General features: G+C 53.7%; 17 protein-coding genes, 4 tRNA genes, 3 rRNA genes and 1 riboswitch. Of the genes, 6 read left to right on the top strand and 18 right to left on the bottom strand.

Going from position 1 to position 25,567, the window contains the following annotated elements:
- Window positions 1-18: 18 nt before the first annotated feature.
- Window positions 19-117 (bottom strand): ilv operon leader peptide, encoded by a 99-nt coding sequence (gene ilvL, locus EGY08_RS14200; RefSeq protein WP_001311244.1) that lies wholly within the window; start codon window positions 115-117, stop codon window positions 19-21.
- Between the two features lie 350 nt (window positions 118-467).
- On the opposite strand from ilvL, the gene EGY08_RS14205 reads away from it, so the two are divergent.
- Window positions 468-1,988 (top strand): YifB family Mg chelatase-like AAA ATPase, encoded by a 1,521-nt coding sequence (locus EGY08_RS14205; RefSeq protein WP_123828600.1) that lies wholly within the window; start codon window positions 468-470, stop codon window positions 1,986-1,988.
- A 23-nt stretch (window positions 1,989-2,011) separates the two neighbouring features.
- On the opposite strand, the gene EGY08_RS14210 is transcribed toward EGY08_RS14205, so the two are convergent.
- Entirely contained in the window at window positions 2,012-2,350 is a 339-nt protein-coding gene (locus tag EGY08_RS14210) for a DUF413 domain-containing protein (protein WP_004097464.1), read from the bottom strand.
- Between the two features lie 118 nt (window positions 2,351-2,468).
- On the opposite strand from EGY08_RS14210, the gene hdfR reads away from it, so the two are divergent.
- Window positions 2,469-3,290, top strand: a complete 822-nt coding sequence (hdfR, locus tag EGY08_RS14215; protein WP_004127343.1) for an HTH-type transcriptional regulator HdfR — start codon at window positions 2,469-2,471, stop codon at window positions 3,288-3,290.
- 81 nt (window positions 3,291-3,371) lie between these two features.
- Here hdfR and EGY08_RS14220 read toward each other — a convergent pair.
- The 9 genes from EGY08_RS14220 to btuB all read right to left on the bottom strand — a co-directional run bounded on the left by EGY08_RS14220 (window position 3,372) and on the right by btuB (window position 11,951).
- Window positions 3,372-3,447: transfer RNA gene (locus tag EGY08_RS14220), tRNA-Trp, on the bottom strand.
- Window positions 3,448-3,500: 53 nt separating this feature from the next.
- Window positions 3,501-3,577: transfer RNA gene (locus EGY08_RS14225), tRNA-Asp, on the bottom strand.
- A gap of 55 nt (window positions 3,578-3,632) precedes the next feature.
- Window positions 3,633-3,748 (bottom strand): 5S ribosomal RNA (rrf, locus tag EGY08_RS14230).
- 201 nt (window positions 3,749-3,949) lie between these two features.
- Window positions 3,950-6,854, bottom strand: a 23S ribosomal RNA gene (locus EGY08_RS14235).
- 177 nt (window positions 6,855-7,031) lie between these two features.
- Window positions 7,032-7,107 (bottom strand) — tRNA-Ala (locus EGY08_RS14240).
- A gap of 108 nt (window positions 7,108-7,215) precedes the next feature.
- A tRNA-Ile gene (locus EGY08_RS14245) sits at window positions 7,216-7,292 on the bottom strand.
- Window positions 7,293-7,364: 72 nt separating this feature from the next.
- Window positions 7,365-8,904 (bottom strand): 16S ribosomal RNA (locus tag EGY08_RS14250).
- The 16S, 23S and 5S rRNA genes sit together here with 4 tRNA genes alongside, the layout of an rRNA operon.
- Before the next feature lie 379 nt (window positions 8,905-9,283).
- Window positions 9,284-10,138, bottom strand: a complete 855-nt coding sequence (gene murI, locus EGY08_RS14255) for a glutamate racemase (protein ID WP_004127341.1) — start codon at window positions 10,136-10,138, stop codon at window positions 9,284-9,286.
- A complete protein-coding gene (btuB, locus tag EGY08_RS14260; protein ID WP_049111975.1) occupies window positions 10,083-11,951 on the bottom strand; it encodes a TonB-dependent vitamin B12 receptor BtuB in 1,869 nt (622 codons plus the stop codon). The genes murI and btuB overlap by 56 nt, the downstream gene beginning before the upstream one ends.
- A 64-nt stretch (window positions 11,952-12,015) precedes the next feature.
- A riboswitch (cobalamin riboswitch) is annotated at window positions 12,016-12,198 on the bottom strand.
- 117 nt (window positions 12,199-12,315) lie between these two features.
- Between btuB and trmA the strand changes: the two genes are divergently transcribed.
- Window positions 12,316-13,416, top strand: coding sequence for a tRNA (uridine(54)-C5)-methyltransferase TrmA (trmA, locus tag EGY08_RS14265; RefSeq protein WP_004127337.1), 1,101 nt, complete (start codon window positions 12,316-12,318; stop codon window positions 13,414-13,416).
- 46 nt (window positions 13,417-13,462) lie between these two features.
- Here the strand turns inward: trmA and EGY08_RS14270 are convergent, their stop codons facing one another.
- Together EGY08_RS14270 and fabR are read right to left on the bottom strand one after the other, a co-directional pair.
- Entirely contained in the window at window positions 13,463-13,822 is a 360-nt protein-coding gene (locus tag EGY08_RS14270; protein ID WP_004127333.1) for a YijD family membrane protein, read from the bottom strand.
- Between the two features lie 15 nt (window positions 13,823-13,837).
- Window positions 13,838-14,473, bottom strand: a complete 636-nt coding sequence (fabR, locus tag EGY08_RS14275; RefSeq protein ID WP_004107582.1) for an HTH-type transcriptional repressor FabR — start codon at window positions 14,471-14,473, stop codon at window positions 13,838-13,840.
- Window positions 14,474-14,669: 196 nt separating this feature from the next.
- Between fabR and sthA the strand changes: the two genes are divergently transcribed.
- The gene (gene sthA, locus EGY08_RS14280) at window positions 14,670-16,070 is read left to right on the top strand and encodes a Si-specific NAD(P)(+) transhydrogenase (protein ID WP_123828601.1); all 1,401 of its coding nucleotides are present in this window, start codon (window positions 14,670-14,672) and stop codon (window positions 16,068-16,070) included.
- Here sthA and oxyR read toward each other — a convergent pair.
- The 4 genes from oxyR to argC all read right to left on the bottom strand — a co-directional run bounded on the left by oxyR (window position 16,053) and on the right by argC (window position 20,476).
- Window positions 16,053-16,970: a DNA-binding transcriptional regulator OxyR gene (gene oxyR, locus EGY08_RS14285; RefSeq protein WP_004127331.1), complete on the bottom strand. Its 918-nt coding sequence runs from the start codon at window positions 16,968-16,970 to the stop codon at window positions 16,053-16,055. The genes sthA and oxyR overlap by 18 nt on opposite strands.
- A 267-nt stretch (window positions 16,971-17,237) precedes the next feature.
- Entirely contained in the window at window positions 17,238-18,611 is a 1,374-nt protein-coding gene (argH, locus tag EGY08_RS14295) for an argininosuccinate lyase (protein WP_004127328.1), read from the bottom strand.
- Between the two features lie 77 nt (window positions 18,612-18,688).
- Complete coding sequence (argB, locus tag EGY08_RS14300; RefSeq protein WP_109213033.1) at window positions 18,689-19,465, bottom strand: acetylglutamate kinase; 777 nt, start codon at window positions 19,463-19,465, stop codon at window positions 18,689-18,691.
- 6 nt (window positions 19,466-19,471) lie between these two features.
- Window positions 19,472-20,476, bottom strand: coding sequence for an N-acetyl-gamma-glutamyl-phosphate reductase (gene argC, locus EGY08_RS14305; protein WP_004127324.1), 1,005 nt, complete (start codon window positions 20,474-20,476; stop codon window positions 19,472-19,474).
- A 184-nt stretch (window positions 20,477-20,660) separates the two neighbouring features.
- On the opposite strand from argC, the gene argE reads away from it, so the two are divergent.
- Together argE and ppc are read left to right on the top strand one after the other, a co-directional pair.
- Complete coding sequence (argE, locus tag EGY08_RS14310) at window positions 20,661-21,812, top strand: acetylornithine deacetylase (protein WP_004127321.1); 1,152 nt, start codon at window positions 20,661-20,663, stop codon at window positions 21,810-21,812.
- Window positions 21,813-22,066: 254 nt separating this feature from the next.
- The gene (gene ppc / locus EGY08_RS14315; RefSeq protein ID WP_049113499.1) at window positions 22,067-24,718 is read left to right on the top strand and encodes a phosphoenolpyruvate carboxylase; all 2,652 of its coding nucleotides are present in this window, start codon (window positions 22,067-22,069) and stop codon (window positions 24,716-24,718) included.
- A 97-nt stretch (window positions 24,719-24,815) separates the two neighbouring features.
- Here ppc and zinT read toward each other — a convergent pair whose 3' ends face one another.
- Entirely contained in the window at window positions 24,816-25,463 is a 648-nt protein-coding gene (zinT, locus tag EGY08_RS14320) for a metal-binding protein ZinT (RefSeq protein ID WP_004127314.1), read from the bottom strand.
- Window positions 25,464-25,567: the final 104 nt, after the last annotated feature.

Genomic DNA, 25,567 nt, shown 5'->3' on the forward strand with positions numbered 1-25,567 from the left:
TTCGTTAAGGCTTGTTTTTTAAGCCTTTCCTCGTCCAAGTGCAGCCCCGCACGGTGGGATAATAATCACCACCACGCTAATCACGACCAGGCTAATCACTCGTAGAAGGGCTGTCATTTTATGTTCTTTCTTGCTTCATGTTCGAAGGAATACCTAAAGAGGTACCACAGACTTCGCGTTAAACACAAGATTTTTTTATGACGTCATTTCTTACCTTGCTAACCATTTACGAAAAAACAATTGTTTTTAATGGAAAAAACATGAAATGAAAATATTTCAATTTGTGGCTTACTCCACAGCACTTTCTCATCTTGTTGCCTGATGACAGCATTTTACGAGGCAGTATCCAACACCAGTGCAAAGCGGAAATTGCCGGGAAATTGGCAGGGAGCAAGCATGCAGAATTTAATATTGCCGAATTACTCAAAAACAAATCCCCGACATAATCCCGGTTCTCAGGAGGTTTTATGTCACTCGCCATTGTTTACACCCGCGCCGCTCTCGGGATCGGCGCCCCGCTTATCACCGTTGAAGTTCATATCAGCAACGGGCTCCCAGGCCTGACAATGGTAGGGCTGCCTGAAACAACGGTTAGAGAAGCGCGTGACCGGGTACGTAGTGCGATTATCAACAGCGGCTACGCTTATCCGGCGAAAAAAATCACTATTAATCTGGCCCCGGCCGATCTGCCAAAAGAAGGTGGAAGATATGATTTACCTATCGCTCTCGCGCTTCTGGTGGCCTCTGAGCAGCTTAAAGCTCCCAGGATAAATCAATATGAGTTTGTCGGCGAGCTGGCGCTTACAGGCACTCTGCGTGGCGTTCCTGGTGCTATATCCAGCGCCATGGAGGCCATAAAAGCGGGGCGGAAGATTGTTATCTCTAATGAGAATTCTCCAGAGGTTGGGTTAATCGGCGGCAGTGACTGTCTTATCGCCACCGATCTCCAGGAAGTCTGCGCTTTTCTCGAAGGTCAACATACCCTGGCTAACCCCCTTCCCGAAGGGGAATATTCGGATGAAACATCGGTTGATTTGCGTGATGTTATTGGCCAGCGGCAGGGGAAACGAGCGCTGGAAATCATTGCAGCAGGTGGTCACAACCTGCTGATGATAGGCCCGCCCGGCACAGGAAAAACGATGCTCGCCAGTCGATTACCGGGACTAATGCCGCCGCTGAGTAACCAGGAAGCGCTAGAAAGCGCAGCAATACTTAGCCTGGTCGATTCCAGGCATGCCATGAAAAATTGGCGCCGCAGGCCCTTTCGCGCCCCGCATCATAGCGCCTCCCTCGCGGCCATGGTCGGCGGAGGCTCAATTCCGGCACCGGGAGAGATTTCCCTTGCCCATAACGGCGTCCTGTTCCTGGATGAGTTGCCTGAATTCGAACGCAGGGTTCTGGATGCGTTACGCGAACCCATTGAGTCAGGGGTTATCCATATCTCGCGCACCCGCGCCAAAATCGATTATCCAGCCCGTTTCCAGCTTATTGCAGCGATGAATCCCAGCCCGACAGGGCACTATCAGGGCCAGCATAATCGCGCTTCACCGGAACAGACGCTACGCTACCTTGGTCGTTTATCCGGCCCGTTTCTTGACCGGTTCGATCTCTCCCTGGAGATCCCACTTCCCCCGCCGGGGGTGCTCAGCCAGGGAACAAACGAAGAGGAAAGTAGCGCCTGCGTACGCCAACGTGTTCTGGCCGCACGCGAAAGGCAGCTATCGCGGCAGAAAAAACTTAATGCGCATCTGGGAAATGATGAGATGAAAATCTGCTGCCAGCTTCATCAAGATGACGCTATCTGGCTGGAGCAGACGCTAACGCAGCTTGGACTTTCAATCCGTGCCTGGCAGCGCCTGCTTAAAGTTTCCCGGACTATTGCCGATATTGAAGCCGTCGAACGCATCGAACGTCATCATCTGCAGGAGGCTCTTGGCTATCGGGCAATAGACAGAATGTTGGGCCATCTACAAAAAATGATGGCGTAAAAAAAGGGCTTACGCCCTTTTTCTTAATCATCGCTTTCTGTGTAATCTTCCGTACCTTCCACCTGCGGCTTGCCGCCGGACAAAGTATGGAAACGCTTCGGACGCTTAATCCGCGCCATGTACTTAATCCAGACGCGTTCTGCTTCCGTCGCGGGCTCACGTTCACCGCGACATACCGAAACAAACTGTTTTTCATCGTCGGTGACAGGCTCGCGTTTACCTAGTTCGAGTTCATTAAAGGCATAACCATGACGTTCCAGCAGTTGCGCCTCTTTGATGGTGAAATCTCCATGACGGGAAAACCCGCGCGGATAATTTTTATTGTCGAAAAAACGATTAGTTGTCGTAAAGCTTTCCGCCATCCTACACGCTCCTGATTCTTTGGCCGAGCTAATTATGGCGCGGAGTATTAGTTACGCTTGACAGAGCGTCAAACAAAACATTTAAATCATCACGACAAATAATTTTGCGGAGAAGAGTGTGGATACGGAATTGCTCAAGACTTTCCTTGAGGTGAGCAGAACTCGCCACTTTGGCCGAGCCGCAGAGGCGCTTTATCTGACGCAGTCAGCAGTTAGCTTTCGTATTCGTCAACTGGAGAACCAGCTGGGGGTAAATCTTTTTACCCGCCATCGTAATAATATCCGTCTGACCTCAGCCGGAGAGAAACTGCTGCCCTACGCCGAAACGCTGATGAATACCTGGCAAGCTGCGCGCAAGGAGGTCGCGAATGCTTCCCGACATAATGAATTTTCGATCGGTGCCAGCGCTTCTCTGTGGGAATGTCTGCTTAACGGATGGTTGGGCAAGCTCTATACGGAGCCCTATAACCTCCAGTTTGAGGCGCGGATTGCGCAGCGCCAATCGCTGGTCAAACAGCTGCACGAACGTCAACTTGATCTCTTGATCACGACAGAATCGCCGAAGATGGATGAACTAAGCAGCCAGTTATTGGGTAATTTTACCCTGGCGCTTTATTGTGCCTCTCCGGCTAAATACACAAATGAATTGAATTATTTACGCCTGGAGTGGGGGCCCGATTTCCAACAAAACGAAGCTGGATTGATCGGAAATGATGATATTCCTCTGCTGACCACCAGTTCTGCCGAATTAGCTTACCAACAACTCAGCGCCCTTAAAGGATGTACATGGTTGCCCGTACTCTGGGCTCAGGGGAAAAATAATCTGCACACGGTGACCGACAGTGCGACGCTCTCAAGGCCTCTCTATGCAATTTGGCTACAAAACAGCGATAAACAAGCGCAGATTCGGGAGATCCTGAAGCACAATATATTGGAATAGACGCACTCCTCCAGGGATGGAGGACGATCGGCGGGAAATTTAAAGCAAAAAAAATCCTTTGCCTGAGCAAAGGATTATATATGGCAGGGGCGGAGAGACTCGAACTCGCGACACCCGGTTTTGGAGACCGGTGCTCTACCAACTGAGCTACGCCCCTAAAGTTTCTTATCATTAAGCCTGCTTAATCAGCAGGCTTAATTTTTTAATAAGTGGCGGAACGGACGGGACTCGAACCCGCGACCCCCTGCGTGACAGGCAGGTATTCTAACCGACTGAACTACCGCTCCACCGAATACTTCTGTAACCACCGGATTAATGCACCGGCTTACTACTTAATTTGATGCCTGGCAGTTCCCTACTCTCACATGGGGAGACCCCACACTACCATCGGCGCTACGGCGTTTCACTTCTGAGTTCGGCATGGGGTCAGGTGGGACCACCGCGCTATCGCCGCCAGGCAAATTCTGTTGTCAGAAACGAATCTTTTACACCGATGCTGCGTTGGCTGCATTCGTAAAGTCAGTCACATACCTCAGTATGCTCCTTCCTTTACTTCATTTGCCGCCTTGCCTCAGCGTAAAATCTTTCGTTCCCGAAAATCTGTAATCAATGCTGAAATTGTTGTCTTCTCAAATCCGCCAAAACATCTTCGGCGTTGTAAGGTTAAGCCTCACGGTTCATTAGTACCGGTTAGCTCAACGCATCGCTGCGCTTACACACCCGGCCTATCAACGTCGTCGTCTTCAACGTTCCTTCAGGACTCTCAAGGAGTCAGGGAGAACTCATCTCGGGGCAAGTTTCGTACTTAGATGCTTTCAGCACTTATCTCTTCCGCATTTAGCTACCGGGCAATGCCATTGGCATGACAACCCGAACACCAGTGATGCGTCCACTCCGGTCCTCTCGTACTAGGAGCAGCCCCCCTCAATTCTCCAGCGCCCACGGCAGATAGGGACCGAACTGTCTCACGACGTTCTAAACCCAGCTCGCGTACCACTTTAAATGGCGAACAGCCATACCCTTGGGACCTACTTCAGCCCCAGGATGTGATGAGCCGACATCGAGGTGCCAAACACCGCCGTCGATATGAACTCTTGGGCGGTATCAGCCTGTTATCCCCGGAGTACCTTTTATCCGTTGAGCGATGGCCCTTCCATTCAGAACCACCGGATCACTATGACCTGCTTTCGCACCTGCTCGCGCCGTCACGCTCGCAGTCAAGCCAGCTTATGCCATTGCACTAACCTCCTGATGTCCGACCAGGATTAGCTGACCTTCGTGCTCCTCCGTTACTCTTTAGGAGGAGACCGCCCCAGTCAAACTACCCACCAGACACTGTCCGCAACCCGGATTACGGGCCCACGTTAGAACACCAGCCATTAAAGGGTGGTATTTCAAGGATGGCTCCACGCAGACTGGCGTCCACGCTTCAAAGCCTCCCACCTATCCTACACATCAAGGACCAGTGTTCAGTGTCAAGCTATAGTAAAGGTTCACGGGGTCTTTCCGTCTTGCCGCGGGTACACTGCATCTTCACAGCGAGTTCAATTTCACTGAGTCTCGGGTGGAGACAGCCTGGCCATCATTACGCCATTCGTGCAGGTCGGAACTTACCCGACAAGGAATTTCGCTACCTTAGGACCGTTATAGTTACGGCCGCCGTTTACCGGGGCTTCGATCAAGAGCTTCTCCTTACGGATAACCCCATCAATTAACCTTCCGGCACCGGGCAGGCGTCACACCGTATACGTCCACTTTCGTGTTTGCACAGTGCTGTGTTTTTAATAAACAGTTGCAGCCAGCTGGTATCTTCGACTGATTTCAGCTCCATGAGTAAATCACTTCACCTACATATCAGCGTGCCTTCTCCCGAAGTTACGGCACCATTTTGCCTAGTTCCTTCACCCGAGTTCTCTCAAGCGCCTTGGTATTCTCTACCTGACCACCTGTGTCGGTTTGGGGTACGATTTGATGTTACCTGATGCTTAGAGGCTTTTCCTGGAAGCAGGGCATTTGTCACTTCAGCACCGTAGTGCCTCGTCATCACGCCTCAGTGTTAAAGTGAACCGGATTTACCTGGAACACACACCTACACGCTTAAACCGGGACAACCGTCGCCCGGCCAACATAGCCTTCTCCGTCCCCCCTTCGCAGTAACACCAAGTACAGGAATATTAACCTGTTTCCCATCGACTACGCCTTTCGGCCTCGCCTTAGGGGTCGACTCACCCTGCCCCGATTAACGTTGGACAGGAACCCTTGGTCTTCCGGCGTGCGGGTTTTTCACCCGCATTATCGTTACTTATGTCAGCATTCGCACTTCTGATACCTCCAGCAACCCTCACAGGCCACCTTCAACGGCTTACAGAACGCTCCCCTACCCAACAACACATAGTGTCGCTGCCGCAGCTTCGGTGCATGGTTTAGCCCCGTTACATCTTCCGCGCAGGCCGACTCGACCAGTGAGCTATTACGCTTTCTTTAAATGATGGCTGCTTCTAAGCCAACATCCTGGCTGTCTGGGCCTTCCCACATCGTTTCCCACTTAACCATGACTTTGGGACCTTAGCTGGCGGTCTGGGTTGTTTCCCTCTTCACGACGGACGTTAGCACCCGCCGTGTGTCTCCCGTGATAACATTCTTCGGTATTCGTAGTTTGCATCGGGTTGGTAAGTCGGGATGACCCCCTAGCCGAAACAGTGCTCTACCCCCGAAGATGAGTTCACGAGGCGCTACCTAAATAGCTTTCGGGGAGAACCAGCTATCTCCCGGTTTGATTGGCCTTTCACCCCCAGCCACAAGTCATCCGCTAATTTTTCAACATTAGTCGGTTCGGTCCTCCAGTTAGTGTTACCCAACCTTCAACCTGCCCATGGCTAGATCACCGGGTTTCGGGTCTATACCCTGCAACTTAACGCCCAGTTAAGACTCGGTTTCCCTGCGGCTCCCCTATACGGTTAACCTTGCTACAGAATATAAGTCGCTGACCCATTATACAAAAGGTACGCAGTCACCCAACAAGTGGGCTCCTACTGCTTGTACGTACACGGTTTCAGGTTCTTTTTCACTCCCCTCGCCGGGGTTCTTTTCGCCTTTCCCTCACGGTACTGGTTCACTATCGGTCAGTCAGGAGTATTTAGCCTTGGAGGATGGTCCCCCATATTCAGACAGGATACCACGTGTCCCGCCCTACTCTTCGAGTTCACAGCCTGTGTGTTTTAGTGTACGGGAGTATCACCCTGTACCCTGCGACTTTCCAGACGCTTCCACTAACACACAAGCTGATTCAGACTCCGGGCTGCTCCCCGTTCGCTCGCCGCTACTGGGGGAATCTCGGTTGATTTCTTTTCCTCGGGGTACTTAGATGTTTCAGTTCCCCCGGTTCGCCTCGTTTGACTATGTATTCATCAAACGATAGTGCAACGAATTGCACTGGGTTTCCCCATTCGGACATCGCCGGCTGTAACGGTTCATATCACCTTACCGACGCTTTTCGCAGATTAGCACGTCCTTCATCGCCTCTGACTGCCAGGGCATCCACCGTGTACGCTTAGTCGCTTAACCTCACAACCCGAAGATGTTTCGTAAAACATCATCGTGTCGCGAAAATTTGAGAGACTCGAACACACATAACATGTGTGTCGTTTCAATTTTCAGCTTGATCCAGATTTTAAAGAGCAAAACTTCGCAGTGAACCTTTTCAGGTACACTCTGAAGTTTTCTTGTGGTATGCAGTAAAGATGGTGGAGCTATGCGGGATCGAACCGCAGACCTCCTGCGTGCAAAGCAGGCGCTCTCCCAGCTGAGCTATAGCCCCATCGTAGTTAAATCTCATCAACCTTAATTTCTGTTGAGGCAAAGCGGGGTGACACGAAGCATACTTAAAGTATGTGAGTGTCGCCGCAACGCAGCATCAGCAGAAATTTGGTAGGCCTGAGTGGACTTGAACCACCGACCTCACCCTTATCAGGGGTGCGCTCTAACCACCTGAGCTACAAGCCTGCAGAGATTTTCTTACTGCTTATTTTTCATCAGACAATCTGTGTGAGCACTACAAAGGCAGGTTCTTTAAGGTAAGGAGGTGATCCAACCGCAGGTTCCCCTACGGTTACCTTGTTACGACTTCACCCCAGTCATGAATCACAAAGTGGTAAGCGCCCTCCCGAAGGTTAAGCTACCTACTTCTTTTGCAACCCACTCCCATGGTGTGACGGGCGGTGTGTACAAGGCCCGGGAACGTATTCACCGTGGCATTCTGATCCACGATTACTAGCGATTCCGACTTCATGGAGTCGAGTTGCAGACTCCAATCCGGACTACGACATACTTTATGAGGTCCGCTTGCTCTCGCGAGGTCGCTTCTCTTTGTATATGCCATTGTAGCACGTGTGTAGCCCTACTCGTAAGGGCCATGATGACTTGACGTCATCCCCACCTTCCTCCAGTTTATCACTGGCAGTCTCCTTTGAGTTCCCGACCGAATCGCTGGCAACAAAGGATAAGGGTTGCGCTCGTTGCGGGACTTAACCCAACATTTCACAACACGAGCTGACGACAGCCATGCAGCACCTGTCTCAGAGTTCCCGAAGGCACCAAAGCATCTCTGCTAAGTTCTCTGGATGTCAAGAGTAGGTAAGGTTCTTCGCGTTGCATCGAATTAAACCACATGCTCCACCGCTTGTGCGGGCCCCCGTCAATTCATTTGAGTTTTAACCTTGCGGCCGTACTCCCCAGGCGGTCGACTTAACGCGTTAGCTCCGGAAGCCACTCCTCAAGGGAACAACCTCCAAGTCGACATCGTTTACAGCGTGGACTACCAGGGTATCTAATCCTGTTTGCTCCCCACGCTTTCGCACCTGAGCGTCAGTCTTTGTCCAGGGGGCCGCCTTCGCCACCGGTATTCCTCCAGATCTCTACGCATTTCACCGCTACACCTGGAATTCTACCCCCCTCTACAAGACTCCAGCCTGCCAGTTTCGAATGCAGTTCCCAGGTTGAGCCCGGGGATTTCACATCCGACTTGACAGACCGCCTGCGTGCGCTTTACGCCCAGTAATTCCGATTAACGCTTGCACCCTCCGTATTACCGCGGCTGCTGGCACGGAGTTAGCCGGTGCTTCTTCTGCGGGTAACGTCAATGAATAAGGTTATTAACCTTACTCCCTTCCTCCCCGCTGAAAGTACTTTACAACCCGAAGGCCTTCTTCATACACGCGGCATGGCTGCATCAGGCTTGCGCCCATTGTGCAATATTCCCCACTGCTGCCTCCCGTAGGAGTCTGGACCGTGTCTCAGTTCCAGTGTGGCTGGTCATCCTCTCAGACCAGCTAGGGATCGTCGCCTAGGTGAGCCGTTACCCCACCTACTAGCTAATCCCATCTGGGCACATCTGATGGCAAGAGGCCCGAAGGTCCCCCTCTTTGGTCTTGCGACGTTATGCGGTATTAGCTACCGTTTCCAGTAGTTATCCCCCTCCATCAGGCAGTTTCCCAGACATTACTCACCCGTCCGCCACTCGTCACCCGAGAGCAAGCTCTCTGTGCTACCGTTCGACTTGCATGTGTTAGGCCTGCCGCCAGCGTTCAATCTGAGCCATGATCAAACTCTTCAATTTAAGTTTGATGCTCGTAGAATTAAACTTCGTAATGAATTACGTGTTCACTCTTTGAGACTTGGTATTCATTTTTCGTCCGAGGACGTTAAGAATCCATGTCACTTTGAGTGCCCACACAGATTGTCTGATAAATTGTTAAAGAGCAGTGCAACGCGGCTTTCGCTCACCGTTGCGAGGTCCCGTATAATACGTTTTCCTCATTCAGAGTCAAGCGTTTAATTTTGCTTTTCTCTGCCGGCATTCATCGCTGAATCCCGCTGACCCGGCGGCTTGCGTGCCGTTGTTCCGTGTCAGTGGAGGCGCATTATAGGGAGTTCTGAGACGTTGACAAGCCCTGTTTTCAAAAAATCTTTCAACCGTCTCTTTTTTGTGCAAAACGCTATGAAAGCGGTAATTTTTCCAGCGATTCGAAGCCATAGCGCCGCAAAACGCTCAAAAGCTGCTCAGTTTCAGGCGTCAACGCCATACAGTACGCAATATTGACATCACTCGATTTTGCGTCAGGCGCTTCGTGCTCTAATAGCCAGGCTGTGCGACGCGCAATTGCCGCCCCGGAGTCGATCATTCTCGTCCCTTCCGGCAGAACCTGCTGCAGCTCTTCTTGTATTAGAGGGAAATGCGTACACCCCAGCACAACCGTATCAGGCGGTTCCTGCATTCTCAGCCAGGGACGCAGGATACGTCGCAGTTCATCCAGCGGGACCGGTTCACCGTGGAGCTTAGCCTCCGCCAGCTCCACCAGCTCTGCCGACCCCAGCATTTCAATTTTGCATTCATTCGCAAAGCGAGAGATCAGTTCGCGCGTATAAGGACGTTTTACCGTTCCGCGCGTCGCCAGAAGACCAACAACGCCATTCGCCGTTAAGCGAGCCGCGGGTTTTATCGCCGGAACGACGCCGACAACCGGAAAGGCGAATTTATCGCGTAATGCGGGGAGGGAAACGGTACTTGCGGTGTTACAGGCAATGACGGCCAATGCCAACGGATAGCGCTGCTGTACCGCGGTAACGATCTCCAGAACGCGTTCAACGATAAATTCTTCGCTCTTCTCCCCGTAAGGGAATGCCACGTTATCGAAAGCGTAGATGTAATGCAGATCCGGCAGAAGCTGCCGAATCTCGTTGTAAACCGACAGCCCACCGACGCCGGAATCAAACACCAGCACGGTGGGACGTGGATCAGAAGGTGTAGCTGCCAGACAAGTAGTATTCTCGTCCTGCAGTTTGGTAGCCATAAGCTGTCTCGTAATCTTTATCGAACAGGTTAGCTATTTTACCACGAACTGTCAGGCGATCGGTGATCGGATACGATGCAGAAACGTCTACCGTGCTGTAGCTCGGCAAAATCCTTTGCGTATTGTTGTACTGGGAGGTGTTGTTATCGTAGCGCTTCCCATAATACTGCCAGGACACATCCATATCGACATCAAACACGGACCAGTCTAGCTGATACTTTGCCTGTCGTTTAGAACGTCGGGCCAGCACTTCACCGTTATCATCGTTACGCGGATCGACATACTGCAACGTTACGCGATGGCTGAAAATACCGGTATCGACACTTCCCGTCCACTCCACGCCTTTAATCGTCGCGGCATTAATATTGTCGTACTCCCCTTCATAGGTGACAGGATCGGAGAAATAGGTAATCAGGTTAGTAATCTTGTAATGGTATGCGGACAAGCGCCAGTCCACGGGACCTGTGAGCCCTTCCAGCCCCGCTTCCCACTGCTTCGACTCTTCAGGCTTCAGGTTGGGATTCGCATTGATACCAAATCGGGTCGAACCAAACTGTTGTCCTAAAGAAGGTGCAAGGAAGCCGGTACCGTAGCCGAGGGTCAAGCGATAGTTTTCAACAAACTCCCAGCCTGCGGTCGTCTGCCAAGTACCATGCCAGCCAAACTGCTCATCGTGGTCTTCACGCCCGGAAGCTTCGAGGGTCACATCGCCAAACTGCTGCTGGCCCGTCAGATACAGTCCCGTATTGTCACGTTTATAGGTATCCGACATCGTCGTGTCTGATGACGTTAATCGCTGCTGCTGCCAGTCCACCCCTGCGCTGACAGAACCATGACCCACAATAACGTTATTACCCCACTGCAGGTTACGCTGCGTCATCCTGTCGAGCGTCGTACCATCGTTGTAACGGCCATAGATACTGCTGTAGTTGTAGTCCTTTACCTTCTGGTAGCTGGCGATAAGCTGAGAGGAGTAGATACCGGAATTAAAGTTCAGCCCCGCATCCCAGCTTTGGTTGTAGAGCTGGTTTTCATCGGCGCTGTAGGCCGGGCTATACGGCGGGCTTCCAAGATCGTAATCAGAGTTATTGGTATAGCTGTGTCCGCGGAAGAAACCGTCAAAATTCTCGTTAAATGTATGCTCGAGGCTGCCCCAAAATGTTTTATTACGAAAACCGTCGCGATCGCCGTCGTGCTCCCAGGTTGAACCAGGCTGAACGTTGAAGCCTTTATTACCCTCATAGGAGCCCGCAACCGTCGCCACCGTATCGCCAAAGCGATGGCGCAGGGTACCGTCATATTGTTGGTAACCTTTAGAACCTACCCCAGCGGTAATTTTGGATTGTTCTTTATCAGAGTGCGTAATGACGTTAATCACCCCGCCCATAGCCCCGGATCCATAAATCGCCGAACGCGGGCCGCGGATATATTCGACGCGCTGTACCAGCGATAAAGGGATCTGATTCAAATCAGGGTTATTTGTAATTCCCGGTCGGGCCATGGGAACGCCGTCAACCAGCACCAGCACCTGTTTGGCTTCAGTACCACGGATAAACAGAGAGGAGGATTGCCCCATGCCACCATTTTGCGCGACATCCACGCCAGGCAATCGGCGCATCACATCGTTCAAATCTTTCGCCTGCCAGCGCTCGATATCTTCCCGGGTAACCACATCGGTCGGCGCAAGGACCGTATTGACCGGCTGTTGAAAACGGTTTGCTGTGACCACTAACGTATCTGAATTGCTGTCCTGCGCCCAGCCGGAAAATGCCGTGACGGAGAGCGCCGTCATCAGCGAAGCTTTTTTAATCATTTTAAAGCATCCGTAATAAATAAAGGATGCCGCCGGCTCTATCAGTAGCACGCGATGATAGAAACCAAATGCGACGTATTCCGGCAGGTCTTCGGGCTTGGAGTGTTTGATGGATGAGGACTTCCCGCTAAATAACCGCAGTGTCTGCATAATGCGCTCATCCCACTTTTCCTTACCGCTGCGCGTCAGCTCCAGATTTACACTGGATTCCCTATTAACTCATAGGACCGGTAGCACGATGCTATAATCAGAAACATATAGATGTCCAGACTTCTACCGTTATATTTCCTTATATCATCAGGGCTGGACATCCCCGGCGCTTTCCCTACAATCCCCCGCGTACTTATTTTATTCAGGATGCATCATGACCCCCGAACACCTTCCTACCGAACAATATGAAGCGCAGCTGGCAGAAAAAGTCGTCCGTTTGCAGAAAATGATGGCGCCTTTCAGCGCCCCGGTTCCGGAAGTGTTTCGTTCGCCGGTCAGCCACTATCGCATGCGCGCAGAGTTCCGCCTGTGGCACGATGGCGATGACCTGTACCACATTATGTTTGATCAGCAGACCAAATCCCGCATTCGCGTCGATACCTTCCCGGCCGCCAGCGAGCTGATTAATCAGCTGATGACCGCGGTGATTGAAGGCGTACGCGATAACCCGGTACTGCGCCATAAACTGTTTCAGGTGGATTATCTGACCACCCTGAGCAATCAGGCCGTGATATCGCTGCTGTATCATAAGAAGCTCGACGATGAATGGCGTCAGCAGGCAGAGCGCTTCCGCGATGCGCTGCGAGCGCAAAATCTGAATGTGCATCTGATTGGCCGCGCTACGAAAACTAAAATCGAGCTGGATCAAGACTATATCGATGAACGTCTGCCAGTTGGCGGGCGTGAAATGATCTATCGTCAGGTTGAGAATAGCTTCACCCAGCCAAACGCGGTAATGAACGTCCAGATGCTGGAGTGGGCTATCGATGCCACCAAAGGCGCAACTGGCGACCTGCTTGAGCTGTATTGCGGTAACGGTAACTTTTCGCTGGCGTTGGCGCGTAATTTCGAACGCGTGCTGGCAACGGAAATAGCTAAACCGTCCGTCGCGGCGGCGCAATATAATATTGCAGCGAACCACATTGATAATGTGCAGATTATCCGCATGTCGGCGGAAGAGTTTACCCAGGCGATGAACGGCGTGCGGGAGTTTAACCGCCTGCAGGGCATTGATCTGAAGAGCTATCAGTGTGAGACGATTTTCGTTGATCCGCCGCGCAGTGGGCTGGATAGCGAAACGGAGAAAATGGTGCAGGCGTATCCGCGTATTCTGTATATCTCCTGCAATCCGGAGACCCTATGCCAGAACCTGGAAACGCTCAGTGAGACCCACGCGGTCACGCGCCTGGCGCTATTCGACCAGTTCCCGTATACCCATCATATGGAATGCGGCGTACTGCTAACGAAGAAGTAAAGCTGCGCGAGAAAACCCGGCAACAGCGCTGCTGCCGGGTGAGAGATTATTCCGCGACCGCGTTCTTGCGGTTGCGCAATTTGTAGCCAATCCAGAACACCATAATCACTGACAGAACTGCCGGGAAGAAGTTAGAGCCGATGTCCGGATACTCCGCGCGCACAACGGTGCTGTAAACCAACACGCCGAGAATAAAGCAAGCAGCGGCAAGCCCCGGCAAACCCACGGGCATACTACGATTCTGATAGCGCTGATGCAGGCAGTATACCGTCAGCACCAACGACAAGATGGGGAAGATGGAAAAAGGGACAATGGAGCTGAACAGCGCGGCGAAGGTACCATTAATGGATAAACCTGCGATCAGCGCCAGCAGCAGCGTACCTCTATCTTGTACTGAGTGTTTCATTGCTCGTCCTTCACGTTATTCGGAATGATTTGATATTTTTTCTTGTTCACGGCGATACCAGTAATACGCGCCTTTCGAGATCATTCTGAGCTGCAGCACCAGGCGTTCTTCCAGCTGTCGACGCTGCTCCGGGCCTACATCGAGAGCCTCAGCGCCAGCGCTAAATACGATGGTGACCATAGCTTCAGCCTGCGCTTCGGTAAAGGCGCGCGGCATATGGTTTTCGATTTCTAAATAGTCGGCAAGTTCCGCGATAAAATGCTGAATTTCACGCGCCACGGCGGCGCGAAACGCCGCAGACGTACCGGAGCGTTCCCGCAGCAGCAGGCGGAAGGCGTTCGGATTGTTGCCAATAAATTCCATAAAGGTGGAAACAGAAGTGCGAATGACGCTGCCGCCTTTCGCGATACGCTGGCGCGCCTGACGCATCAGCTGGCGCAGCATAAGCCCGCTTTCATCCACCATGGTCAGACCAAGCTCATCGACATCACGAAAATGGCGATAGAAGGACGTCGGGGCGATCCCCGCTTCCCGCGCAACTTCGCGCAGGCTTAAGCTGGCAAAACTGCGTTCAGCACTTAGCTGGCTAAATGCCGCTTCCACCAGCGAACGCCGGGTTTTTTCTTTTTGTTGCGCTCTTACGCCCATCACGTTGTCTGAATCCTTCCATAAGCCCTTCCGGCACTATACCAGAGATCAGAACCAATCGGTTTACACTGGATTGTGAATGATTGTTTACGAGCTGTTTCTGCTTTTATGCCGCAAAAAAGCACAACGATAATTGGGTTAAAGCGCGGCAAATGTTATCATCGTGTTTATTTTATGTATAAAACAGGTGAGTAATGCCATGTCACACTCTTGGGATTATGATGCAATTGTGATTGGTTCCGGTCCTGGCGGAGAAGGTGCCGCCATGGGGCTGGTGAAACAGGGAGCACGCGTTGCCGTCATTGAGCGCTACCATAACGTTGGCGGCGGTTGTACCCACTGGGGTACCATCCCGTCAAAAGCCCTCCGCCATGCCGTCAGCCGTATTATCGAGTTTAACCAAAATCCCCTCTACAGCGACCATTCCCGTCTTCTTCGTTCTTCCTTCGCCGACATCCTGAACCATGCCGACAGCGTCATTAACCAGCAAACCCATATGCGTCAGGGTTTCTATGAGCGTAACCACTGTGAAATCCTGCAGGGTAATGCCCATTTTGTTGATGACCACACTATCGCGCTGGAATGCCACGACGGTACCGTGGAAACGGTGACGGCGGAAAAGTTCGTGATTGCCTGCGGTTCACGCCCGTACCATCCGGCAGACGTTGACTTCCATCACCCGCGCATTTATGACAGCGACTCGATCCTTAGCCTGCACCACGAACCGCGCCATGTGATCATTTATGGGGCCGGGGTGATCGGCTGCGAATATGCGTCGATCTTCCGCGGAATGGAAGTGAAGGTGGATCTGATCAACACCCGCGATCGCCTGCTGGCGTTTCTCGATCAGGAGATGTCCGACTCCCTCTCCTATCACTTCTGGAATAGCGGCGTGGTCATTCGCCACAATGAAGAGTACGAAAAGATTGAGGGCGTGGATGACGGCGTCATCATGCACCTGAAATCCGGCAAAAAGCTAAAAGCGGACTGCCTGCTGTACGCTAACGGCCGCACCGGGAATACCGACTCTCTGGCGCTGGAAAATATCGGCCTGCAAACCGATAGCCGCGGTCAGTTGAAGGTCAACAGCATGTATCAAACCGCCCTGCCGCATATTTATGCCGTCGGCGATGTGATTGGCTACCCGAGCCTGGCCTCGGCCGCCTACGACCAGGGGCGCATCGCTGCCCAGGCGCTGGTGAAAGGCGAAGCCTCGGCGCATCTGATTGAAGATATCCCTACCGGTATTTACACCATTCCGGAAATCAGCTCCGTTGGCAAAACCGAGCAGCAATTGACGGCCATGAAAGTGCCTTACGAGGTAGGGCGCGCGCAGTTCAAGCATCTGGCGCGTGCGCAGATTGTCGGCATGAGCGTCGGTACGCTGAAGATCCTGTTTCATCGCGAAACGAAAGAGATCCTTGGGATTCATTGCTTTGGCGAGCGCGCGGCCGAAATTATTCACATCGGCCAGGCGATAATGGAGCAGAAAGGCGGTGGTAACACCATTGAGTACTTCGTTAACACCACCTTTAACTACCCGACGATGGCGGAAGCCTATCGGGTAGCCGCGTTAAATGGCTTAAACCGCCTGTTTTAACGCGGTGTCGAAATGGCCATCCATCTTCCCGCGGATGGCCTCTGCCAGATGTTCATAGCGGCTACGCAGCGGCGAACCCGGGCGATAAACCAGCCCCACGGTACGTCTCGGTTCCGGCTTGATACAGGGCACATAGACCACGCCATCGCGCTTTCTCTCCTGCGGCACGGCTAAGGCTGGCAGCAGCGTGATGCCGCTACCGGCAGCCACCATGTTACGCAACGTTTCGAGGCTGGTCGCCCGGAAATGCGTATCCTCGTCGGCGCCCGCTTCAAAGCAAAAGCCCATCGCCTGATCGCGCAGGCAGTGGCCGTCTTCCAGCATCAGCAGCTTTTCACCGGCCAGGTCCGACATCGGCACGCACTCGCGGTTAGCCCACGGGTGATCTTCGTAGATAGCCAGCATCATGGGCTCATCAAACAGCGGCACCTCAATAAACGCTTCGCTCTCTTTGACCAGCGCCAGAATCGCGCAGTCGAGCTTACCGCTATCAAGCTGCGCTAAAAGCTGATGGGTTTGTGCTTCATGCAGATACATTTCCAGCTTGGGAAAGGTCTGATGCAGCATCGGGATAATCAACGGCAGCAGATAAGGGCCAATCGTCGGGATCAGTCCAATATGCAGCGGCCCGGACATGGTCTCTCCCTGCTGGCTTGCCATTTCCTTCAGCACTTTGACTTCGCGTAGCACGGTACGCGCCTGATCCACCAGCAGCAGCCCTGCCTGGGTGAACAGAACCTTACGGCTGGTGCGTTCCAGCAACATCACACCGAGCTCATCCTCCAGCTTACGGATTTGTCCGCTAAGCGTAGGTTGGCTGACGTGACAAGAATCCGCCGCGCGGCGGAAGTGGCGGTGTTCGGCTAGCGCTACCAGATATTCAAGATCGCGAATATTCATTATTCATCCTCCATCGCCACGATAGTCCATGGCGATAGATAGAATAGCAACGAACGATTATCCCTATCAAGGTTTCTGTTCAATAATAAACCCATAAATGAGGAAAACTGCAGAAAATCATCGCGCTTCCTCACAGTTTTCTACCCGGATAACTAAAGCCAACGTGAACTTTTGCGGACCTTGTGTCCGCTTTTTTTTGTATAAAAAAAGCCCGGGGTTACCCGAGCTTCGTTTATTTACCGCCTTAAAAGCAGCCCCGCAGGCGAATCACACCAGGCGCTGTTTAGCGTCGGCAATCGCCTGAGCCACCTGCTGAGGAGAAACGCCGCCTTTAGCCGCACGCTTATCCAGACACGACTGCAGCGCCAGAATCGGATAGACGTCATCCGCAATCACGGAGCTAAATTTCTGCAAATCGGCCAGAGGCAGATCCTCCAGCGGCTTGCCCTGGGCAATGGCTTCCACTACCGCTTCACCGACAATATGGTGCGCTTCACGGAACGGCACACCTTTAGCAACCAGATAATCCGCCAGTTCGGTGGCATTCGCATAACCCTGCTGCGCCGCTTCTTCACAGCGCGGGCGTTTTACCTGAATACCGTCAAGCACCAGTGCCGCCATATGCATGCAGTCGAGCCAGGTATCAAGCGCGTCAAACAGCCCTTCTTTATCTTCCTGCATATCTTTGTTGTAGGCCAGCGGCAGCCCCTTGAGGGTCATCATCATGCCGGTCAGCGCGCCCTGCACGCGGCCGCATTTTCCACGGATCAGCTCCAGCGCATCCGGGTTTTTCTTCTGCGGCATCAGGGATGAGCCAGAAGTCACGCGGTCAGAAAGCTCAACAAAACTCGCTTCGCCGGTATTGAAGAAGATCAGATCTTCGGCAAAACGCGACAGGTGGACCATACCGATTGAGGCATCGGACAGCAGTTCCAGTACGTGATCGCGATCGGACACGCTGTCCAGGCTATTGCGGGTCGCCGATGCGAAGCCCAGCCAGCCGGCCAGCTGTTCACGATCGATTTCATAGGCAGTACCCGCCAGCGCTCCGCAGCCCAGCGGGCTGACGTCCAGACGTTTAAGCGCATCCTGCAGACGGCTTTCATCTCGTGCCAGCATTTCAACATAGGCCAGACACCAGTGGGCAAACGTCACCGGCTGCGCGCGCTGCAGGTGGGTATAGCCCGGCATGACGGCGTCCTGGTTATTCTCCGCCGTCTCGACCAGCGCGCTTTGTAGCTGACGATTCGCCGACAGCAGTTCCACAACGGTATCTTTGCACCACAGCTTCAGGTCTGTCGCCACCTGGTCATTACGGCTACGCCCGGTGTGCAGCTTTTTGCCCAGTTGGCCGACCTTGTCGATCAGCTTACCTTCCACCCAGCTATGAATATCTTCCGCATCGCTTTCGAGGATCTGCTGCGGGTTAGCCCGCACGTCTTCCAGCAGAATGTTCAGCGCCTCTTCCAGCTGCTGTTGTTCATCAGCGGTCAAAACGCCAACCGTCACCAGCGCTTTGGACCAGGCAACAGAGCCAACGATATCCTGCTCCGCCAGGCGATAGTCAAAGCGCAAAGAGTCGTTGAACTGTTTGAACCGCTGATCCGCTGCCTGAGTAAAACGCCCACCCCAAAGTGCCATAACATGCTTCCTTAATATCTTTGAATTTTATTGCCCGGCGGCGCTACGCTTACCGGGCCGACAAAATGATAAATTGATTATGCGAGAATACGCGTGCCGATCGGCGTGCCGTTAAACAACGCAGGGAGCTGCTCCGCGTGACGCCAGGAGGCGATATCGACCGGGCGGCCTAATGTCCGCGCCGCGTCCAGGGCCGCATTCACTTTGACGATCATGCCGTCGGTGATAATGCCCTGCTCGATCAGCTGTTCAGCCTTCTCGGCGGTCATTTCCGCAATGCGCTGCCCTTTGCCATCTAGAATGCCGCTTACATCAGACAGCAGAATCAGGTCTGCGCCGAGCGTTGCCGCCAGCGCGGTCGCCGCCTGGTCGGCGTTGACGTTCATCAACTCGCCTTCATCGGTGACGCCGATAGAGCTAACGACCGGCATATAACCGCCCGCCAGCAGCGAGTTAATCAGCGCCGGAGAACCCGGCTGAGCGTATCCGACATGACCAAGCTCTTCATCAAGCTGCGTCACTTTGACGCTATCGCCGTCACCGAGGAATAGCCCAACGGCAGCCAGTCCATGCTTCTTCGCCCACGCCAGCAGCGTTTTGTTGGCGGTTCCCGCCAGCGCGCCGGTAATAATGTCGATCTGATCCGCCGGCGTGACCCGCAGACCGTTTTTCTTGTTCACCGGCAGGTTGAGCTGCTTCATGAGTTCATCCACCACGCAGCCGCCGCCGTGCACAATAATCAGCGGGCGCTGATGGGATTCGCGGTAGTTCACCAGTGCCGTAAACAAGCGCTCAAGCGCTTCTTCGCTGTCCAGCAGGACGCCGCCAAGTTTGATAATTAAAGGATTCATCATCACACCTTAAATAAGAGACTGCGTCTCAGCGAAGCCGAAACGAATATTTGCGCACTGCACGGCCTGCGCGGCCGCGCCTTTCAGCAGGTTATCTTCCGCCGCCACCACGATGATATGTTCATCCTGGACCGCAAAACCGATATCACAGAATGGCAGACCCACGACATTTTTCAATGCAGGGACACCTTTATCGTATAAACGTACCAGCGGTTTTTCCGCATAGGCCTGCTGGAACACCGCCGCCACCTGCTCTTTGCTCACGCCGGGTTTTAGACGGCAGGTGATGGTCTCCAGAATTCCGCGCTTAAAATTGCCCAGATGCGGAGTAAAAATCACGTCCGCGCCCAGGTGGGTTGAAATTTCCGGGTGATGACGGTGGTTGAAAACGCCGTAGGGTTGCAGGCTGACTTCGCAGAAGCTATTGCCGATAGAGGCTTTACGCCCGGCGCCGCTTACCCCGCTGGTCGCGTTGATCACCGGCCACTGGTTAAGATCCAGCAGCCCCGCCTCGATCAGCGGTTTTAACGATAGCTGAGCCGCCGTCGGGTAGCAGCCCGGTACGGCGATCAGATTGGCTTCTTTTAGCTTTTCGACGCTCCACTCGGCCAGGCCGTAAACCGCCTGCTCCAACAGTTCAGGGTACTGATGAGTGAAACCGTAATATTTTTCATAGAAGGCGCCGTCATTCACGCGGAACGCCCCGGAGAGATCGAACACGACGCAGCCTGCGGCGAGGAACTGCGGCGCCAGGTCATGGCTCACCTCGTGCGCGGTGGCGAGGAAAACCACATCCACTCCGGCGCTAAACTCGCTGATATCGGACATCGGCTGCAGCGGCAGATCGACAATGCCTTTCAGCTGCGGATGCAAATCGGAAACTAATTTTCCCGCATCATTGCTTTGCGCGGAGACCGTCAATGCGGTTATGGTCATATGAGGATGGCGATTTACATAGGCCACTAGCTCTGCGCCGGCATAACCGCTGGCGCCCACAATCAGCGTGTTCAACATTGGGGCTCTTCACCTTCTTGCTTACGTATATTTGCCCTGGAAGACCGTTGCCTTCCCCACCCTGTTGAGCCGTAAGAGCATCATCCTTATATTCGATGGGTTTTCTTACGCTCAACGATAATGTATTTTTATTCACAAATAATGCATGAATATTGATACTATCACGACCCGAGGTGTGTCAACAATGAAAAACAAATTACCGCCCTTTATCGAGATTTACCGCGCGCTGATCGCCACACCTTCCATCAGCGCAACCGAAGAGGCGCTGGATCAGAGCAATGAGTCTTTAATCAATTTACTGGCTGGCTGGTTCCGTGATATAGGCTTTAATGTTGAAGTTCAGCCGGTACCGGACACGCGCAATAAATTCAACCTGCTGGCCAGCAGCGGCCACGGCGCTGGCGGCCTGCTGCTTGCCGGGCACACCGATACCGTCCCGTTTGATGATGGCCGCTGGACCCGCGACCCTTTTACCCTGACCGAGCACGACAATAAGCTGTACGGTCTCGGCACCGCGGATATGAAAGGCTTCTTCGCTTTTATTCTCGACGCCCTGCGCGACGTTGACGTCACTCAGCTCAAAAAGCCGCTCTATATTCTGGCGACGGCCGATGAAGAGACCAGCATGGCCGGCGCCCGCTACTTCGCCGAGACGACCCAACTGCGACCGGACTGCGCCATTATCGGTGAGCCCACGTCGCTGCAGCCGATACGCGCGCACAAAGGCCACATGTCCAACGCGGTTCGCATTCAGGGGCAGTCGGGCCACTCCAGCGACCCGGCACGCGGCGTCAACGCGATTGAACTGATGCACGACGCCATTGGCCGCATTATGCAGCTGCGCGACGACTTAAAAGAGCGTTATCACTATGCCGCCTTTACCGTTCCCTGGCCGACGCTCAACCTCGGCGCCATCCACGGCGGCGATGCCTCCAACCGCATTTGCGCCTGCTGCGAACTGCACATGGATATTCGTCCGCTACCCGGAATGACGCTCAACGATCTCAACGGGCTGCTGAACGAGGCGCTGGCGCCGGTGAGCGAGCGCTGGCCTGGCCGCCTGACCGTTTCTGAACTGCATCCGCCGATCCCCGGTTACGAATGTCCGCCGGACCATAAGCTGGTTGAGGTCGTAGAAAAACTCCTCGGCGCGCAAACCGACGTGGTGAACTACTGTACCGAAGCGCCGTTTATTCAGACTCTCTGCCCGACGCTGGTGTTAGGCCCGGGCTCTATCAACCAGGCCCATCAGCCGGATGAGTACCTGGAAACGCGCTTTATTAAGCCGACCCGCGAGCTCATCACTCAGGTGGTCCACCATTTTTGCTGGCATTAAATACGCATTCTCTCGGGCGATTTCATCCGCGCGAGAGGGTGACAATTATCACATTTTCATAAGCAACACTTATCAAGCGACCTCCGAGTTAAATTTCGCAAATTGCCGCCATTTATTCGTTTGCTGAAGCGATTTCGCAACAATTGACGTGGGGGTTTTTACGTGGCTTTATAAAAGACGGTTGCTTATCCACTGCTCAAATTATCGAGCGCCGGATATAACAAAATAAAATGAGATGGGGTGTCTGGGGTAACATGAACGAACAATATTCCGCTTTGCGTAGTAATGTCAGTATGCTCGGTAAGGTGCTGGGCGACACCATCAAGGATGCGCTAGGAGAAAACATTCTTGATCGTGTCGAAACTATCCGTAAGTTGTCCAAATCTTCTCGCGCTGGCAATGAAGCCAACCGCCAGGAACTGCTCACCACGTTGCAAAACTTGTCCAACGACGAGCTACTGCCGGTGGCGCGCGCCTTTAGCCAGTTTCTGAACCTGGCGAATACCGCTGAGCAATACCACAGCATTTCGCCAAAAGGCGAAGCGGCCAGTAATCCGGAAGTGATTGCCCGCACCCTGAGAAAGCTTAAAGAGCAACCCAACCTCAACGAAACCATTATTAAGCAAGCCGTTGAATCCCTGTCGCTGGAACTGGTGCTGACCGCGCACCCGACCGAAATCACGCGTCGTACGCTGATCCATAAGATGGGTGAAATCAACAGCTGCCTGAAGCAGCTCGATAACAACGACATTGCGGACTATGAACGTCATCAGGTCATGCGCCGTCTGCGCCAGCTGATTGCCCAGTCGTGGCACACCGATGAAATCCGCAAACATCGCCCGACCCCGGTGGATGAAGCGAAATGGGGCTTCGCAGTTGTTGAAAATAGCCTGTGGGAAGGCGTACCGAACTACCTGCGCGAGCTGAATGAACAGCTGGAAGACAACCTGAACTATCGGCTGCCGGTCGACTTTGTTCCGGTTCGCTTTACTTCCTGGATGGGCGGCGACCGCGACGGCAACCCGAACGTGACTGCCGACATTACCCGCCACGTCCTGCTACTCAGCCGCTGGAAAGCAACCGATCTGTTCCTGAAAGACGTCCAGGTGCTGATTTCCGAGCTATCAATGGTCGAGTGCACCGATGAGCTGCGCGATCTGGCAGGCGCGGAAGGCGCGCAGGAACCCTATCGTTACCTGATGAAAAAGCTGCGCACGCAGCTGATGGAGACGCAGGCCTGGCTGGAAGCGCGCCTGAAAGGGCAGAAACTGCCGAAACCAGCGGGTCTTATCACGCAAAACGAGCAGTTGTGGGAACCGCTTTACGCCTGTTACCAATCGCTGCAAGCCTGCGGCATGGGCATTATCGCCAATGGCGAGCTGCTCGACACCCTGCGCCGCGTAAAAGCCTTTGGCGTACCGCTGGTGCGTATCGATATCCGTCAGGAAAGCACCCGCCACACCGAAGCGCTGGGCGAAATGACCCGCTATCTCGGCATCGGCGACTATGAAAGCTGGTCAGAAGCCGATAAGCAGGCCTTCCTGATCCGCGAACTGAACTCTAAACGCCCTCTGCTGCCGCGCCAGTGGGAGCCAAGCGAAGAAACTCGCGAAGTGCTTGAGACGTGCAAAGTCATCTCCGAGGCGCCGCGCGGCTCGATTGCGGCCTACGTGATTTCAATGGCCAAAACGCCGTCAGACGTCCTGGCAGTACATCTGCTGCTGAAAGAGGCTGGCATCGGCTTCGCGCTGCCGGTCGCCCCGCTGTTCGAAACCCTGGACGACCTGAATAACGCCGACGACGTCATGACCCAACTGCTGAATATCGACTGGTATCGCGGCTTTATCCAGGGCAAACAGATGGTCATGATTGGCTATTCCGACTCGGCGAAAGATGCGGGCGTGATGGCCGCCTCCTGGGCGCAGTACCAGGCGCAGGACGCCTTAATTAAGACCTGTGAAAAAGCCGGTATTGAGCTGACCCTGTTCCACGGTCGCGGTGGTTCTATCGGTCGCGGCGGCGCGCCGGCGCACGCGGCCCTGCTCTCTCAGCCTCCGGGAAGCCTGAAAGGCGGCCTGCGCGTCACCGAACAGGGCGAGATGATCCGCTTTAAATACGGCCTGCCGGAAGTCACCATCAGCAGCCTATCGCTCTATACCAGCGCGATTCTGGAAGCCAACCTGCTGCCGCCGCCGGAGCCCAAAGCGCAATGGCGCGACATCATGGCCGAGCTATCAGATGTCTCCTGCGAGATGTACCGCGGCTACGTGCGTGAAAATAAAGATTTTGTTCCTTACTTCCGTTCCGCAACGCCGGAGCAGGAGCTGGGTAAACTGCCGCTGGGCTCGCGTCCGGCAAAACGTCGCCCGACCGGCGGCGTCGAGTCGCTGCGCGCCATTCCGTGGATCTTCGCGTGGACGCAAAACCGCCTGATGCTGCCAGCCTGGCTGGGCGCCGGCGCCGCGCTGCAAAAAGTCGTTGAAGGCGGCAAGCAGAGCGAGCTGGAAAGCATGTGCCGCGACTGGCCGTTCTTCTCTACCCGCCTCGGCATGCTGGAGATGGTCTACTCAAAAGCCGACCTGTGGCTGGCGGAATATTACGATCAGCGTCTGGTGAAACCGGAACTATGGAAGCTCGGTGAAGAGCTGCGCCAACTGCTGTCCGCCGATATCAACGTGGTGCTGGCAATCGCCAACGACTCCCACCTGATGGCCGACCTGCCGTGGATCGCGGAGTCCATCCAGCTGCGTAATATCTATACCGACCCGTTAAACGTGCTCCAGGCCGAGCTGCTCCATCGTTCACGCCTGGCGGAAGAGAAAGGTGAAAAACCGGATCCGCGCGTTGAACAAGCGCTGATGGTCACTATCGCCGGCGTTGCGGCAGGCATGCGTAACACCGGCTAGTTCGCCTTGCGGAACCTGTAGCCCGGCTAAGCGTAGCGCGAGCCGGGTTAAAAACCGTAGCTCCGGTAAGCATCACGTTTACCGGAGCTATTTTTTATTAGTGGTGCAGCATTTCGTCGACAATCTGCTCTTTGTGCAGCGCATAAGGATAGTAGGTTGGCCAGTTATCCATCTCTTTCAGCAGCGCGTCCTGGGACTCATCGCCCATGAAGATGTGGAAATGCTGGGACTTGCGCGGCGCGATAGTATGATCGCTAAACTGAACAAACTTCGGCGCTTTTGAATCCGCCTGCTGGCATTCGAACAGGTAGCGCACGCCTTTTTTACCGGATGCGTAGGTCAGAATTTTGTAACCGGAATAGCTGTACTTACAGGCGTTGACGGTTTTCCCGACGTGAAACTCCATGACGTTATCCTCGATACCAATTTGGTCGACATCGGTAGCGTAGCCCTTCTTATAATATTCCCGATATTCCGCCACGCTTTTACCGGCCTTTTTGGCCTTCTGCTCCAGAACCGGATCTAAATCCCCGTTCAGCAGATAGGGGTTAACCGACTGCCAGATCCCCTCCCAGTCGCTCAGCGCCCTGTCCTTTACGTCCTGGTCGGCAAAAATACCTTCGCTCGCCTTTTGTTCCGCTTCGGTCAGCGCCGGGCCATGGCCAGGGTGACCGTGGGCAAAAGCCTGGCTGCTCGCCATTACCATGCCAATGCCAAACGCCAGCGCGGAAATCTTTTTGGTCATCACTCTCTCCTGAGTTTAGGTTTGCAATAATATGTTACGATATAACATATCAATTAAATCTTACAATACTCTTCGCAGAAAAACCGCGCGGCTTTTCCCTCTGT

Origin of the sequence: Klebsiella sp. FDAARGOS_511 (genome assembly GCF_003812845.1) — a bacterium.
Classification (GTDB): Bacteria; Pseudomonadota; Gammaproteobacteria; order Enterobacterales; family Enterobacteriaceae; genus Klebsiella; species Klebsiella grimontii.